This is a genomic window from Sedimentibacter hydroxybenzoicus DSM 7310, assembly GCF_013403245.1.
GTDB classification, from domain to species: Bacteria; Bacillota; Clostridia; order Tissierellales; family Sedimentibacteraceae; genus Sedimentibacter; species Sedimentibacter hydroxybenzoicus.
The window spans coordinates 1-13,423 of record NZ_JACBNQ010000009.1 but is presented as its reverse complement, the minus strand read 5'-3'; the positions used below and the strand labels follow the sequence as shown (position 1 = coordinate 13,423).

Sequence of the window (13,423 nt, the reverse complement as noted above, 5' to 3'; positions counted from 1 at the left end):
TTATCATGATAATACGAGACTATAAACCGAGTGATTGCACAAATATGGCAAAGCTGTTTTATGATACTGTACACACAATCAATGCAAAGCATTACACAAATGAGCAGCTTGACGCATGGGCGACAGGAAATATTGATTTGGAAGCATGGAATTGTTCATTTTTGGAGCACGATACTTTGATTGCAGAAGTACATGGTAAAGTCGTTGGTTTTGCGGATATGGATAAAAAAGGCTATATTGACCGTCTTTATGTTCATAAGAATTATCAGCGAATAGGTATTTCCACTGCTTTAGTAAATGAATTAGAACAGCGTGCACGAAAAGCCGGTGTATTTAATTTTGAAACATATGCATCAATTACTGCCAAGCCTTTTTTTGAAAAACAAGGGTATAGCGTTGTAACAGAAAATAAAGTCATACGCAATGGTACTGAACTAATAAATTATAAAATGATTAAATACTGATAAATTAAAATTTGCAGGTAGCTTCACGTATCAGTAATTAACAGACGATATATTAAATAACAGGAGGAATACTACATTGAGAAGAAACATGAAATTTATAGTTTTAATAGCAGTTCTTATATGCATGATTATAGCACTTATTTTTATAAGAGGTTTATTGAATCCAGGCTTGAATAAAATTACGCAGCAAAAGGGCTATATTATAACCGGTCAAAACGAAAAATCAATAGAAATTAAAATAGACAAAGACGACCTGTCTCCAAACATAGACTTAGATGAAGTTATTTCATTTGAAAAAGATGATATTATACTTTATAAGACAGATACAAGCACGATGTATCTCAAATCAATTGAATATGAAAATTCAGATAAAGAATATCTGAGTCTTACTTTTGATTTCTATTATGATTTACCCCAAGAGGGAACAATAATCGTTCCTTATGAAGTATTAGCTGAACATGATAGTACTTCATATTCATTTAGAATTGTCATGCATTCAAAACAAGCAAAGGATAAATCTAAGGTGTTTGACAAAGCTGTTTCAGTGCATGGGCAGGGTCCGTCAGAACAATTTAGCATATATTTAAAGACGGATGTTTTTACAGAAGCTGAAGATGAAATTTCTTTCATAGTTGATGGTTTTAATGAACTTTCATATATAAAGAAATGAGTATAATCGGGTAATATTACGTTTGATTTTATAGGGGTTAATATGGACGAAAAGATAAATAAAGTAATTTTAAATTTGCAGCGTAACAATATGGCCGGCTATTTTGTTGAAAATAAAGAAGATTTGATACAACTTATAGCTTCACTGATTAAAAAAGGGGAAAAAGTTGGATGCGGCGATTCTGTTACATTGGAAGAGACAGGAGTATTTGAATTTATGCGGGGTGGAGACTTTGTTTTTTACGATAAACATCAGAAAGGGCTGACACCCGAGGAAAAGCGTGAAATATACCTGAAAAATTTTGATGCTGATACATTTTTGACAGGTACTAATGCTATTACACTTGATGGGAAGCTGTTTAACATTGATGGAAATGGAAGTCGTGTTGCTCCTATGCTATATGGACCCAAACAAATAATCGTTGTAGCCGGTATCAATAAATTGACGGATACTGTAGAGGATGCTATCAATCGCACGAGGCAGGTTGCGGCACCTTTAGATGCGAAAAGGCTTAATAAGGATACGCCGTGCACAAAGCTGGACAGATGCATTGATTGCAGACATGAGCAAAGAATTTGCAATGATTTTGTCCTGATTACAGGACAGTTTGTTAAAGATAGGATAAAAGTAATTCTTATAAATCAGGAGTACGGGTTCTAAATAATTCAGGAGGGGGAAACATAGTGAAATTGATATTGGTAAGACCATCACTAGAACTGAAAAAAGAAGCATTAAGCTATCGACAGGAACATTTTGAACATGGTGAAATGACGATTAATGGCAGTGAACTACTTGATAAAACAGAGTCATATGAAGAATGGCTCGCTTCTGTTGCACGTAATGCAAATCCATTGACTGTAAGTCCCGAGTGGGTATTAACAGACACATTTTTTGCTATTGACAGTGAAAATAAGATAGTTGGTATTATTGATTTGCGGCATACATTAAACGAATTCCTTATTAATTTCGGTAACTGCGGATACAGTGTGAGACCATCTGAACGTAAAAAGGGCTATGCTACAGGAATGTTAAAACAGTTACTTATTGTTGCGAAAGAAGCAGGATTAAAGCAGCTTCACTTATCCGTTGAACGGGATAATTTACCTTCTGTAAAAACAATTATTAACAATGGTGGAATTTATGAAAGAAGCTTTGATTATGAGGGCATACAAGCGGATATTTATAAAATCACATTATAACTAAATTAAGATGTCCCCGCATCTATAGTCGGTGGGTTTTATTTATTTGAACGTATGCTGTCATATTCGGAGAATGAAAAAGGAGATTCAAATGATTATAAAAAGATATTCTACAATGGACGAAATACCTTTGTTTGATATGCTCAGGGAAGAGGGGGATGACTGGATCGATTATCATGGGGCAAAGGGGTACGATAAATATTTGAAGGCATTAGAGTCAAGTATTACATATTTAGCTTATGAGGACAGCCTGCTATGTGGATATACCCGTTGCCGTGAAGATGATGGTTTTGGCGTTTATGTTTATGATTTGCTTGTAAGAAAAACTTATCGAGGGAAACAAATTGGAAAAATGCTTATGGAACAGGCATGCAAGGATTTTCCGGATCAACCTGTTTATGTGATGAGTGATGTAGACTTATATTATGAAAAGCTTGGCTACAGGAGAGAAGGGTCAATATTTGAGGTTAAACTGTAGATTGCTTAACTTAAATTGGAAAATAAAAAGTTTATGGAATAGTAATATGAAAGCAATATTAGTTTTTATTGATGGAACAACATGTGATATGAGACATCGTATAACGTTACAAGGAGCGGATGATTTTTTTTCTGATGAAAATATTATGAAGGATATACCAACAGCCGGAAGTGTAGAATGTATGAATGAATTGGCAGAGAATTATCATTTGGTATATATGGGGGCAAGACCATCCGAATACAATGAGATAACAGCAAAATGGTACACGGCAAAAGGATTCGCTGACGGGGAAGTTTATTGTGGTAAGAGCCAAGATGAAAGGATGAATATTGTTAAATATCTGAAAAAGAAATATGAATTCTATGCAGGGATAGGTGATCGTTGGATGATAATGAACTCCACCTTGAATTAGGAGCTAAAAGCTTTATATTACAGGAATGGATGCCTAATTGGAATACCGTGAGAAAATATATATAATTCAAACCAATAGATTCAATTTGTGAGGAGGTTGTTGTATGAAATATTTTGGAGATGGATTAAGTGAGAAGCATAAAGAACTGAATCGGATTATACATAAGGCAGATAAAATTGAACAAGCCAAGGAACTGTTTTTAGAAATTCACGCGAAACTGCATTTATCAGAAATATCCAACACGGAACACAATGAAGTTGACAATCTTATATGCGATTTGAATGATAATGAATATGCAATAATGCCAACAGCAAAAGATGAAACCATCGCATGGGTAATCTGGCATATTGCAAGAATTGAGGATCTGACGATGTCTATTTTAGTAGCCGGGGAGGATCAATTATTCAATTATGAATGGAAGCAAAAATTGAATGCAGCTATAACTGATACAGGAAATGCATTATCTGATGATGAAATTATAAATTTAAGTAAAACTCTTGTTATACAGGAATTAATGCACTATAGAAATGAAGTTGGAAAAAGAACAAGACAAATTGTACAAAACTTAAAATCTGATGACATGAAACAAAAGGTGTCTCCTCATAAATTAGAGAAAATTATGCTTGAAGGCGGTGTCTCAGAACAAGAAAACTCAATATGGCTTTTAGACTTTTGGTCTAAAAAAGATATTGCGGGAATTTTATTAATGCCGCCAACAAGACATGTAATGCTTCATATAAATGATTGCTGCAGATGGAAAGAATTATTTAGAACCAAAAAAACTTTTTACAGAAGCTAAAATTGGCGGATCTGATTATGCCGGGAGAAAATTATATGAGAGAAATACCTTTATACAGTACTTTTAAAAAAATTGAATCGATAAATAAAGGAATGTCAGGTGATAAAAAATATTATATTGAAACGGTGGACAAAAAACATTTATTGCTGCGCATTTCAGATTTTTCTGAATATGATCAGAAGAAAATAGAGTACGATTTAATAAAGAAATTAATTAATTTTGATGTCAACATGCCATTTCCTATTGATTTCGGAGTTTGTAACGAGGGTAAAAGTGTGTATACCTTGCTTAGCTGGATTGAAGGTGAAGAAGTTGAAACTATTTTATCAACGTTAACAGAAAAAGAACAGTATAAGTTAGGTATAGAATCAGGAAAAAATCTTCGTAAAATTCACAGCTTGCCTGCTCCACAAGGGATTGATGATTGGTCAATACGTTATTTCTCAGTTATTGATGAACGATTAGAAGCATTTCGTTCTGAAGGTATACCTTTTGACGGAGATAAAATAATTTTAGATTACATTGAAACTAATAAGCCTTTATTAGAAAATCGCCCTCAATGTTATCATCATGGAGACTATCATATGGGTAATATGATACTATCAAAAGATGGAGAATTATTTGTTATTGATTGGCATACTGTTGATTTTAACAATTACGGAGATCCTTGGTATGAATTTAATCGCTTAGGTACAGAGTTTCCTGCATTTGCATCAGGACAAATTGATGGTTATTTTAATTATAATCCACCGGAAGAATTTTGGAAGCTATTGGCATATTACTTATCGGTAAGCGCAATAACTTCTATTGTATGGTCAAAATATTTTGCACCAGATAGGATGAATTCAATTTTAAAATTAAATAAAGATATTCTATACTGGTTTGATGATATGAAAAACACTGTTCCAATATGGTATAAATCTGAATTTGAAATGTAAGTGAGGAATGCTTATTAAAATAATTGATTGGTTATTAGAGGGAGATATAGTTATTCAGTATTTGACTAATAAATATTTGCTGGATTGTTCTTTTGGTTATAATAACGGATTTTGCTATGAGATGGCAATGAAAACAAAAGATTTGTAACAGCGGAAGAATTAGATGATATCAGGATGAACAGTTTGCGCTAAATAAATTAGGAGAGAGTATATGATAAGATCAATGATGCAGGTGTATGTTAAGGGTAGTGTTGAAGCAGCCCAATTATATCAAAGAGCATTTGATGCTAAATTAATAAGTGAGCATCAAAATGAAGACGGAAGTTATTTGCATGCTGAATTAGATATATTTGGACAAATATTGGCATTGTCCGAATCGACAGAAGAAAAGAATATAATCGGCAATACTATGCAATTTTGCTTGCAATTTAATGAAGACGATAAAGAACTTGTTGAAAAAGCATTTCGAGTGTTAGAGAAAGACGCACAAATTTTGTTTCCCTTAGGACCATGTTTTTTTAGTTCATGTATGGTTGGTTTTATAGATAAATTTGGTGTTAATTGGTGCTTGTTTGTATAACTGATTGTTATACAAAACTGAATGATATTAAGAAATTTGGCGAACATCTTTGGTTTAAATGTTAAGTTTATGAAGCGGAGGAAACAAATTGGATAGTTTAAAAGTTTTTGCTGACAGAGGCTATGTTGTTAAGGAAACAGGACCGGTATATTACACGCAGGACATGGACGAGACTGCAAAATGGTTTGAAGAGATTCTTGGTTGGTATTATGAAATTGATGAACGAGATGCAGATGGAAAAGGTGTTTACGGCTGTGTTTACAATATACCAAAAGAAGTTGAAATACTGCATATTGCACCATTTACAGGTATCCATATGTTTTGCGGAGAATCCAAGGGTGGCGTTGCAGCATTCATGCAGGTTCAAGGAATTGAAGCGTTATATAAGTATGTCAAAGCAAAAAAATATAAAGATATTTCAGAGATTCAAATGCAACCATGGGGAGCAAAAATGTGTACAATAAATACCCCTGACGGATATGCCCTGCGATTTTTTGAATAGCGTCAAGCCAATATTTATATGCTATGATGGGAGTCATAAGGCGGGCATAGTTTCAACAGTAGTTGACGAGAAGGCCAGTGCGTAAATTTTACATTTGTGGAGATAACAGAATGAAATTTATAGATATAAATGAAGATAACAGAGAACAGGTAAATAATTTCCTCATGGAGCTCTGGTATTCAACTGTGAAGTATTGAATATTCCAGTCAACTTTTATGAAACAAACAGAAAGTTTTGAACTACCTAACTATTTATATTGTTATTCATTTTAAGAAGGAGTGGGTATATGAATGCATTTTTCACAGTAATACCACTTATAATTATAAGGTTTGGAATTTTAAGCATATTAGACAAGAAGGCGTTAAAACGTGCGGCTTCTTTCGCTCCACTGATTGGAATAGAAAAAGCGGCATACTTGTTTTATCAGATTTCAAACATACTGATTTTTATATATCTGTGCTTCCTGAAGATCACGACTGATTCATACTGGTTTTATGTAGGGTTGGTGATATATGGATTAGGTGTTTTGTTGTGTCTTGTGTCTGTATTAAATTTTGCAAAGCCTGCGGAAAATGGCATCAATCTTAAGGGACTCTACCGAATTTCCCGCAATCCGATGTATGTGGCATATTTTGTTTATTTTTTAGGCTGTGTTTTGCTTACTCAGTCGTTGATATTGCTTGTAATACTTTTAGTTTTTCAAATATCAGCTCACTGGATTATCCTATCAGAAGAAAGATGGTGCATAAAGAAATTCGGGGAAGAGTACATAAATTATATGAATAAAGTACGGCGTTATATTTAGAAATTCATAAATATATTCGTCAAATGAGCAATCTTCTATACAAATCATCTGGTAAAGATAGAGGATTGGTCGGCGCTTATGGATACTTCCTCTGCGGTGGCAATGGCTTCTACATTGCTTCTTGTAGTTACAATTGTACTTAATGCGGTTGTATTTGTTGTGTATCACGGGAAAAAGTCAAAAGACAAATAAACAAGAATTCGAAGTGCAGATTTTTTTTATAAATAGGAGGATTTGAGAATGAAGCCAAAAGAAGTTTTGCAAATGTTTGTTGATGCTTTCAATCAGGCCGATACTGAAGCTCTGTCTTTGCTCTATGCCGAAGATGCCATCAACCATCAAGTTGCAAATGAGCCGATCTTTGGTCGTGAAAATATTAAAAAGATGTTTGAGAATGAATTCGCACAAGCAAAGATGGTTTGTATTGTAGAAAACATGTTTGAGGATGGGCAATGGGCAATTATGGAATGGCGTGATCCCCTCGGACTGCGCGGTTGCGGATTTTTTCAGGTTGTGAATGATAAAATCATTTTCCAACGTGGATACTGGGATAAGCTCTCCTTCATGAAACAACATGGGTTACCGATTGAGTAACACAACTTGAGTGTAATAGAAATTCGCTAAATTCTAATTTATCTGCATATTACATATACTTAGCAGTTTATATTGCCGGACAAATTAGAATTTATTGAGGTGAAATAGTGATTAGAAAAACATTTGAAAATGATATTACAAGGATTGCGGAAATATTGATTTTCACAATAAGATACCATTACCGCAAATATTTCAGGATGATTTATTTTCATTTAATCAGTTCATAATTATCAACTATCTATGAAATATGAAAAAGTAATATATTATATATAAATATACATTATACGGAGGGCGTATGGAAAAAAGCTATGAAAATATGATTAAACTTATTGGCTTGGAGTCTGTGAGTGACAAAATTGATTATGAGATTTTAGAAACATCGCAATGCAATGGATATAAAAGGGAACTTATTCAATATTTTGTTCATGGTCGTAAAAATCTTGCTTTTTTACTTATTCCGGATAAGGAAGGAAAGTGTCCGGCAATTTTAATAAACCATCAACATAACAGAGAAAGAAATCTTGGCAAGAGTGAAGGCGGACATGCTCTAACATCAGAAAAATTTGATTATATCATTGATTGGATTATTAAGGCTGCAAAATAACCGGAGAGCGCTTTAAATAGTCCCATTAGATATGAAATTTATATATTATGAGGAGAAACATTCTATGATTTATATCTGTAAAAGCTCATCCGTAGGTGTTCGTAAAATGGAAGATAGCACTAATGATTACAACCTAATGGTCAACTGGCTGTCAAACCCTATGGTTAAGGAGTATTATGGTGGGTTAAATAATGCCGTTGATTTAGAAATCATTATAAAAAAATATCGCCCAAGGGTTTTGAGTGAAAGTCATGTTGTTGCTTGTATAATTGAAATTCAAGGAGAACCAGAAGGATATATACAATATTATCCAATAAAGAGCGATGAAGACTATGACTTAAAAAATAAAATTACAATAGATTTTTCAAAGAATAACTATGGTATAGATTTATTCATATATGACGAAAAGAATAGAAACAACGGATTTGGCACAATAATTATTCAACTTCTTCTAACTTACCTATTTGAACAGAAAAATGCAGATGAGGTTTTTATTGACCCGCAAACATGGAATCAGCGTGCTATAAGATGTTATGAGAAAAGCGGATTTACGCCAATAAAAGTTATAGAAAAAAGAGAGTTATTCGATGGAGAATTAAGAGATAACCTTATAATGTCTGTTAAAAGCAAAAAGACTCTTGCCATAACATAGATAATGAGCTAGTCTTTGTTTGTGAAATACTAATTTGTAATGAACTATTTAGTCATAACAAGTAAACAAACATGAAATTATCAATTTAGTCATGGGGAGAATAAAACATGGAATGTGAAGATTTTTTAAACAAGTTATCTAATCCGGCAAGAAGTGCACTTAGATACGAGGGTATTAATAACTTTGAAAAATTAGCATCATTGAGAAAAAAAGAATTACTTTCAATACATGGAATCGGTCCAAAATCACTGCAGATAGTTATTGAATGTTTAAATAATGTGGGAATGAAATTAAGAGACTAACAAACCAATTTAACTTAGGGGGATGAAAATATGAAAAGGTATTCTGTTGACGAGAGCTTAGAAGCATGGGAAGCCAATGCCAAATTTTGGGACGACTGTATGGGAGATCAGTCGAATCAATTCCATAGAGAGGTTGTTAGACCCAAGGTAAGTGAGCTTTTGAATATAAAAGAAGACGATTTTATATTGGATGTTGCTTGTGGAAATGGAAATTACTCTGCCTATATTGCGGAACAAGGGGCGGACATAGTTGCCTTTGATTATAGCGAAAAGATGATTGCTCTTGCTCAAAAAAGGCAGTCAAAATACAGTAAGAAAATAGAGTTTTGCATTATTGACGCAACAGATGAGCAGGCATTATTATCGCTGAGGAGAACCAGACCATATACGAAAGCGGTTTCTAATATGGCAATTATGGATATTGCCGATATTACAAAATTATTTCGATGTGTTAATGAGCTGCTTTCTGAGGACGGCATCTTTGTATTTGCAACACAACACCCTTGCTTTATGACATTAACAGAGAAATATTCAACTGCACATAGTTATTACGGCATAGCGATTAATGGTCAACCCAAAGAGCAGTGCTATTATCACCGCTCATTACAAGAAATATTTGATCTTTGCTTTCAAAGTGGCTTCGTGATAGACGGATTTTATGAGGAAAGCTATGGGATAAAAGAAAAACCGGATGTGATTATTGTCCGGATAAGAAAAATATAAGGTAAATTTCAATTTACCGGGGGTAGTAGTTTGTAGATTATTTATATTAGGTGGTGTTAAGGTGAAAGTTATCAGGTGTACCAAACTGGATATTGATTATGCGATTGAAGCAGTTAATGTAATAAAATGAGGTTTTTTTACTTGGCGATTTTTTAGAATGCAAAACAGGAGGTTTCAATGAGCTATTTTACTTTTGATGACAAACAAGTATATTATAATGAAATTGGTATAGGAATGCCATTATTATTTCTTCACGGAAACACCGCTTCCTCAAAGATGTTTTCTGAAATTGCTGAGAAATATCAACAAAATTTTAAAGTTATTTTAATTGATTTCTTAGGTCATGGAAAGTCAGACAGATTGCAAAAATTTCCTGTTGATTTATGGTTTTACGAAGCTGAACAGATTATAGCATTTTTAAATGAGAAGAATTATTCAAAAGTAAATATTATTGGAAGTAGTGGAGGGGCATTGGTTGCCATCAATGTTGCATTAGAAGCTCCTGAGCTTGTTAATAAAGTTATTGCGGATAGTTTTATGGGAGAAAAACCTCTTAAATCATTTACGGAAAACGTTAAAAACGATAGGGAACTTTCCAAGAATAATGAAGATGTAAAAATGTTCTATTACTATATGCACGGTTCTGATTGGGAGCAAATTGTTGATAATGACACAAATGCCATTATTCAGCACAGCAAAGATATAGGTGTATTTTTCCATAAGCATTTACAATTCTTGAAAGCTGACATACTTTTGACTGGCAGTAAAAAGGATGAGTTTGTATCTATGGTATCACCGGATTATTTTGAAAAAGTTTATGGTAAAATGATTAAAAAAATTGGGCATGGAAAAAGTCATTTATTCAGTGAGGGTGGACATCCTGCTATGCTTACAAATTTAACAGAATTTTATGAATTAAGTATGAATTTTTTTGATGATAAATCCTAAATCACAGTAAATCATTTTCCATGTTAGGATATTAAAAAGAAGCAGTAGTGGTTGTTAACAATGAATTGATAGCTTCCTATTGGAAAACAAGAGAAATTATTGTTCGTTATGAACAAAATGATAATATTAGAGTTGAATAAGGAGAACAAACATGTGGATTGAAAAAATAAAACCTTATATGGCACATAATCAATTTATCAAACCGAAAAGTGGTGTTGACTTTGTAGTTATCAAAGAGGCCGAACAAAAGCTGGGAGTTCAGTTTACACCAGAGTTAATTTCATTGCTGTCAGAGGTTAATGGAGATGACGTTCTTTTATTTTCTATAGAGCAAATTATCACGTATAACATTGACTCCAGAAGAGATTACAGGGAGGTATATGATGAAATTGATAATTTATTGTTTATTGCCGGAAACGGCTGCGGAGATTATTTTGCCTATAAGGTTACAGATGGAGCTATCATTTCTACCGATATAGTTCGCTGGGAGCATGAAGACAACTCAGTTGTTCCGATTGCAGGCAATCTGGCAGAACTAATTGAGAAGTATTATACAGACCAAGCATAAAGATGATATTTTGAGCTATAATTTTAAAATTTATGAGAGGTGAATAAATATGGCTTTTGATTATAAGAAAGAATATAAGGAATTTTATATGCCTAAAAACAAACCCAGCATAGTAACTATTCCTAAAATGAATTATATTGCAGTAAGGGGAAAAGGAAATCCAAATGATGAAAACGGAGAGTATAAAAAATCAATAGAATTATTGTATGGCAGCAGGTATGATACGCTGCCCTTTTCGCTTATTATAAATAGCAGGTAATCATCCTTGGTCAAGAATTCTTGCAGGAATTGCTCCGAATCGGAAATCCGGTGTATTTCATAGGGAACATCATTTTCATCCAGGTATCCGGACAATACGTCTTCTATTTGATTCAGCTTTTATAGTTTCCGTACAAGGCTATTTTATTTTTCATTCAGTCAGTCCTTTGTTTTGGTTTTAACAAGATATTGCATTTGCATACATTTAGTCTGCATATATTTACATTTTAACAATGTGAGTATTTCAACGAATATTTAAGTTGACGAGATTTGAAGGTGTAGTTCGTGAAGAAAAATAACAAAACAGTGCACCCTTATTTTGAACATATATGCGACGTTTTAATCTTCAAGAGTTTTCAGGTTTGCCAGCCTTGAAACCGACATTGAATAGGCTTTCAAAAAATTATCAAAATACACTTTTGTCATTATGACCTTGGCGCCTGACTTAAGCTCTATAATTCTGCTTTTTTCTTCCGAACGGTGTATTTTTCGTATATTACGTGTATTTACAATAACTCCGGTGCAGCATTTTACAAAATATTTTCTGTTGATTTCGTTATCTACCTTTTCTATACCCTTTGGGATAATTTCCTTATCTCCGCTTGTCAGAAACATCATGGTTTTTCTATTATATCTTTGTATATAATCTATTTCCTCATGAGTAGGGGGAACGCTCATAGTACCCTTGGCAATGTAAGAGTCAGGCTTATTGATGTCACCTTTAATTACATAAGAAGTCCTGCCGTCCATGCATGCTACAATAAGTTTGTAATGCCTGTTCAGCATATAATTTTTTCATGAGCTGCTGAGGATTTGATAAATATCGAATATTAAACGAAATTTCATTTTCTTTAAGGATTTCTTCAATGCATCTTCCAGAATTTGACGTTCATGGGCACTGCCGTACAACAATATTTTCAGCATAAATACCATTCCTGTATAGTGTTGCTATTATTGTATTCTTTAACATATCAGTTGTTACACCTCCTTTTGCAGAAGTGATAATTCATCAATACACGAATGTATATTCAGAATTGGCTGAGAACGAAGAATTTATCATAGAGCAAAGCTGCAATTAATGCAGGTTAATAGCGTATCTTGCTGAAGATATATTCATTTTTGTCGGAGCTTGCCAGTTCAAACCAACCGGAATCATCCAGCTTCAGCTTCTTCCGTAAATTCGCCACATGGGTCTTAATTGTTCCTGTAGCTCCCGGAGACATCTCTCCCCAAGCTCGTCGGTAAATTTCCTCAACGCTCAGACGTCGTCCAGAAAACAGGGCAAAGCAGCCCAAAAGCTGCAGCTCCTTTTGTGTCAGAGAGATTTTTTTCCCGTCAAGAGTGGCTTCTCCCGATAAAAAATCAACGGTCAGCGGAGACAGCTCAATTCTTCCCGCAGTCATGATGCCGGTCCTGCGGAGCTGTGCAGCTACACGTGCATTAAGAATATTCAGGTCATAAGGCTTGGTGACATAATCGTCCCCTCCCTGAAGTAGTCCCTTTACCACGCTTTCGTTTTCATCTCTGCACGTCAGGAAGATAATGGGGGCATTTGTTTTCTTTCTCAGCTCAGCGCAAAAATCAAAGCCTGATCCGTCGGGCATCATCACATCCAAAAGAATCAGGTCAGGCGCATGTTCCTCTAGAAGAAAACGTGCCTTTGTCAAGGTAGTTGCACAAATCACCTCATATCCCTTACCTTCAAAATATTCACGATTGATTTCCAGTACATCAACCTCGTCCTCTATCATCAAAAGCTTTATTGTTCTCACCTCACCACCTCCATTATTTATATTATTTTATCATGTTTTATATAAAAATGAAATGAAAAAAATATTTATAAAACCGGTCGCTAAATGCAAGTTAAAATGAAACACTTTTTTTAACTCTGTTAAAATGTATTGTTGTTCCATAATAATAACTTTTA

At 33.9% G+C, this 13,423-nt stretch carries 20 protein-coding genes and 1 pseudogene; 19 read left to right on the top strand and 2 right to left on the bottom strand.

Annotation, left to right across the window (positions count from 1 at the left end):
• Nucleotides 1–5 precede the first annotated feature (5 nt).
• From HZF24_RS09325 to HZF24_RS09235, 19 genes and pseudogenes are all read left to right on the top strand, one after another.
• Nucleotides 6–464: a GNAT family N-acetyltransferase gene (locus HZF24_RS09325; RefSeq protein ID WP_179238041.1), complete on the top strand. Its 459-nt coding sequence runs from the start codon at nt 6–8 to the stop codon at nt 462–464.
• Between the two features lie 76 nt (nt 465–540).
• Nucleotides 541–1,134, top strand: coding sequence for a hypothetical protein (locus HZF24_RS09320; protein WP_179238040.1), 594 nt, complete (start codon nt 541–543; stop codon nt 1,132–1,134).
• Between the two features lie 42 nt (nt 1,135–1,176).
• Entirely contained in the window at nt 1,177–1,794 is a 618-nt protein-coding gene (locus HZF24_RS09315; protein WP_179238039.1) for a lactate utilization protein, read from the top strand.
• 23 nt (nt 1,795–1,817) lie between these two features.
• Entirely contained in the window at nt 1,818–2,333 is a 516-nt protein-coding gene (locus tag HZF24_RS09310) for a GNAT family N-acetyltransferase (protein WP_322790735.1), read from the top strand.
• 91 nt (nt 2,334–2,424) lie between these two features.
• Entirely contained in the window at nt 2,425–2,811 is a 387-nt protein-coding gene (locus HZF24_RS09305) for a GNAT family N-acetyltransferase (protein ID WP_179238038.1), read from the top strand.
• A 46-nt stretch (nt 2,812–2,857) separates the two neighbouring features.
• Nucleotides 2,858–3,223, top strand: a complete 366-nt coding sequence (locus tag HZF24_RS09300; protein ID WP_179238037.1) for an HAD family hydrolase — start codon at nt 2,858–2,860, stop codon at nt 3,221–3,223.
• Between the two features lie 103 nt (nt 3,224–3,326).
• Complete coding sequence (locus HZF24_RS09295; RefSeq protein ID WP_179238036.1) at nt 3,327–4,022, top strand: DinB family protein; 696 nt, start codon at nt 3,327–3,329, stop codon at nt 4,020–4,022.
• A 35-nt stretch (nt 4,023–4,057) separates the two neighbouring features.
• Nucleotides 4,058–4,960, top strand: coding sequence for an aminoglycoside phosphotransferase family protein (locus tag HZF24_RS09290; protein ID WP_179238035.1), 903 nt, complete (start codon nt 4,058–4,060; stop codon nt 4,958–4,960).
• 211 nt (nt 4,961–5,171) lie between these two features.
• On the top strand, nt 5,172–5,540 hold the full coding sequence (locus HZF24_RS09285; RefSeq protein ID WP_179238034.1) for a VOC family protein: 369 nt from the start codon (nt 5,172–5,174) through the stop codon (nt 5,538–5,540).
• A gap of 88 nt (nt 5,541–5,628) precedes the next feature.
• The gene (locus HZF24_RS09280) at nt 5,629–6,042 is read left to right on the top strand and encodes a VOC family protein (protein ID WP_179238033.1); all 414 of its coding nucleotides are present in this window, start codon (nt 5,629–5,631) and stop codon (nt 6,040–6,042) included.
• A gap of 286 nt (nt 6,043–6,328) precedes the next feature.
• Entirely contained in the window at nt 6,329–6,847 is a 519-nt protein-coding gene (locus HZF24_RS09275) for a methyltransferase family protein (RefSeq protein WP_179238032.1), read from the top strand.
• A 240-nt stretch (nt 6,848–7,087) separates the two neighbouring features.
• Entirely contained in the window at nt 7,088–7,441 is a 354-nt protein-coding gene (locus HZF24_RS09270; RefSeq protein WP_179238031.1) for a nuclear transport factor 2 family protein, read from the top strand.
• A 295-nt stretch (nt 7,442–7,736) separates the two neighbouring features.
• Nucleotides 7,737–8,045, top strand: coding sequence for a hypothetical protein (locus HZF24_RS09265; RefSeq protein ID WP_179238030.1), 309 nt, complete (start codon nt 7,737–7,739; stop codon nt 8,043–8,045).
• Nucleotides 8,046–8,151: 106 nt separating this feature from the next.
• The gene (locus HZF24_RS09260) at nt 8,152–8,697 is read left to right on the top strand and encodes a GNAT family N-acetyltransferase (RefSeq protein ID WP_179238029.1); all 546 of its coding nucleotides are present in this window, start codon (nt 8,152–8,154) and stop codon (nt 8,695–8,697) included.
• Nucleotides 8,698–8,804: 107 nt separating this feature from the next.
• Entirely contained in the window at nt 8,805–8,999 is a 195-nt protein-coding gene (locus HZF24_RS09255) for a DNA-directed RNA polymerase subunit alpha C-terminal domain-containing protein (protein ID WP_179238028.1), read from the top strand.
• Between the two features lie 30 nt (nt 9,000–9,029).
• Nucleotides 9,030–9,722, top strand: coding sequence for a class I SAM-dependent methyltransferase (locus HZF24_RS09250; RefSeq protein ID WP_179238027.1), 693 nt, complete (start codon nt 9,030–9,032; stop codon nt 9,720–9,722).
• Nucleotides 9,723–9,899: 177 nt separating this feature from the next.
• A complete protein-coding gene (locus HZF24_RS09245; protein WP_179238026.1) occupies nt 9,900–10,670 on the top strand; it encodes an alpha/beta hydrolase in 771 nt (256 codons plus the stop codon).
• 151 nt (nt 10,671–10,821) lie between these two features.
• Nucleotides 10,822–11,238, top strand: a complete 417-nt coding sequence (locus tag HZF24_RS09240) for an SMI1/KNR4 family protein (protein WP_179238025.1) — start codon at nt 10,822–10,824, stop codon at nt 11,236–11,238.
• A 49-nt stretch (nt 11,239–11,287) separates the two neighbouring features.
• Nucleotides 11,288–11,449 (top strand): annotated as a pseudogene (locus HZF24_RS09235) (GyrI-like domain-containing protein); the annotation flags it as partial.
• Between the two features lie 386 nt (nt 11,450–11,835).
• On the opposite strand, the gene HZF24_RS09230 reads toward HZF24_RS09235, so the two are convergent.
• Together HZF24_RS09230 and HZF24_RS09225 are read right to left on the bottom strand one after the other, a co-directional pair.
• A complete protein-coding gene (locus HZF24_RS09230) occupies nt 11,836–12,282 on the bottom strand; it encodes a LytTR family DNA-binding domain-containing protein (RefSeq protein ID WP_179238024.1) in 447 nt (148 codons plus the stop codon).
• A 299-nt stretch (nt 12,283–12,581) separates the two neighbouring features.
• Nucleotides 12,582–13,268 carry a response regulator transcription factor gene (locus HZF24_RS09225; RefSeq protein WP_179238023.1) on the bottom strand — a complete coding sequence of 229 codons (687 nt, stop codon included), beginning with the start codon at nt 13,266–13,268 and terminating at the stop codon, nt 12,582–12,584.
• Nucleotides 13,269–13,423 lie beyond the last annotated feature (155 nt).

Coding starts and splice junctions, on each gene's coding strand:
- HZF24_RS09230 (WP_179238024.1), bottom strand. CDS start 12,282: ATGCTGAACAGGCATTACAAACTTATTGTAGCATGCATGGACGGCAGG.
- HZF24_RS09255 (WP_179238028.1), top strand. CDS start 8,805: ATGGAATGTGAAGATTTTTTAAACAAGTTATCTAATCCGGCAAGAAGT.
- HZF24_RS09275 (WP_179238032.1), top strand. CDS start 6,329: ATGAATGCATTTTTCACAGTAATACCACTTATAATTATAAGGTTTGGA.
- HZF24_RS09240 (WP_179238025.1), top strand. CDS start 10,822: ATGTGGATTGAAAAAATAAAACCTTATATGGCACATAATCAATTTATC.
- HZF24_RS09290 (WP_179238035.1), top strand. CDS start 4,058: ATGAGAGAAATACCTTTATACAGTACTTTTAAAAAAATTGAATCGATA.
- HZF24_RS09315 (WP_179238039.1), top strand. CDS start 1,177: ATGGACGAAAAGATAAATAAAGTAATTTTAAATTTGCAGCGTAACAAT.
- HZF24_RS09245 (WP_179238026.1), top strand. CDS start 9,900: ATGAGCTATTTTACTTTTGATGACAAACAAGTATATTATAATGAAATT.
- HZF24_RS09250 (WP_179238027.1), top strand. CDS start 9,030: ATGAAAAGGTATTCTGTTGACGAGAGCTTAGAAGCATGGGAAGCCAAT.
- HZF24_RS09265 (WP_179238030.1), top strand. CDS start 7,737: ATGGAAAAAAGCTATGAAAATATGATTAAACTTATTGGCTTGGAGTCT.
- HZF24_RS09270 (WP_179238031.1), top strand. CDS start 7,088: ATGAAGCCAAAAGAAGTTTTGCAAATGTTTGTTGATGCTTTCAATCAG.
- HZF24_RS09300 (WP_179238037.1), top strand. CDS start 2,858: ATGAAAGCAATATTAGTTTTTATTGATGGAACAACATGTGATATGAGA.
- HZF24_RS09305 (WP_179238038.1), top strand. CDS start 2,425: ATGATTATAAAAAGATATTCTACAATGGACGAAATACCTTTGTTTGAT.
- HZF24_RS09285 (WP_179238034.1), top strand. CDS start 5,172: ATGATAAGATCAATGATGCAGGTGTATGTTAAGGGTAGTGTTGAAGCA.
- HZF24_RS09325 (WP_179238041.1), top strand. CDS start 6: ATGATAATACGAGACTATAAACCGAGTGATTGCACAAATATGGCAAAG.
- HZF24_RS09295 (WP_179238036.1), top strand. CDS start 3,327: ATGAAATATTTTGGAGATGGATTAAGTGAGAAGCATAAAGAACTGAAT.
- HZF24_RS09260 (WP_179238029.1), top strand. CDS start 8,152: ATGGAAGATAGCACTAATGATTACAACCTAATGGTCAACTGGCTGTCA.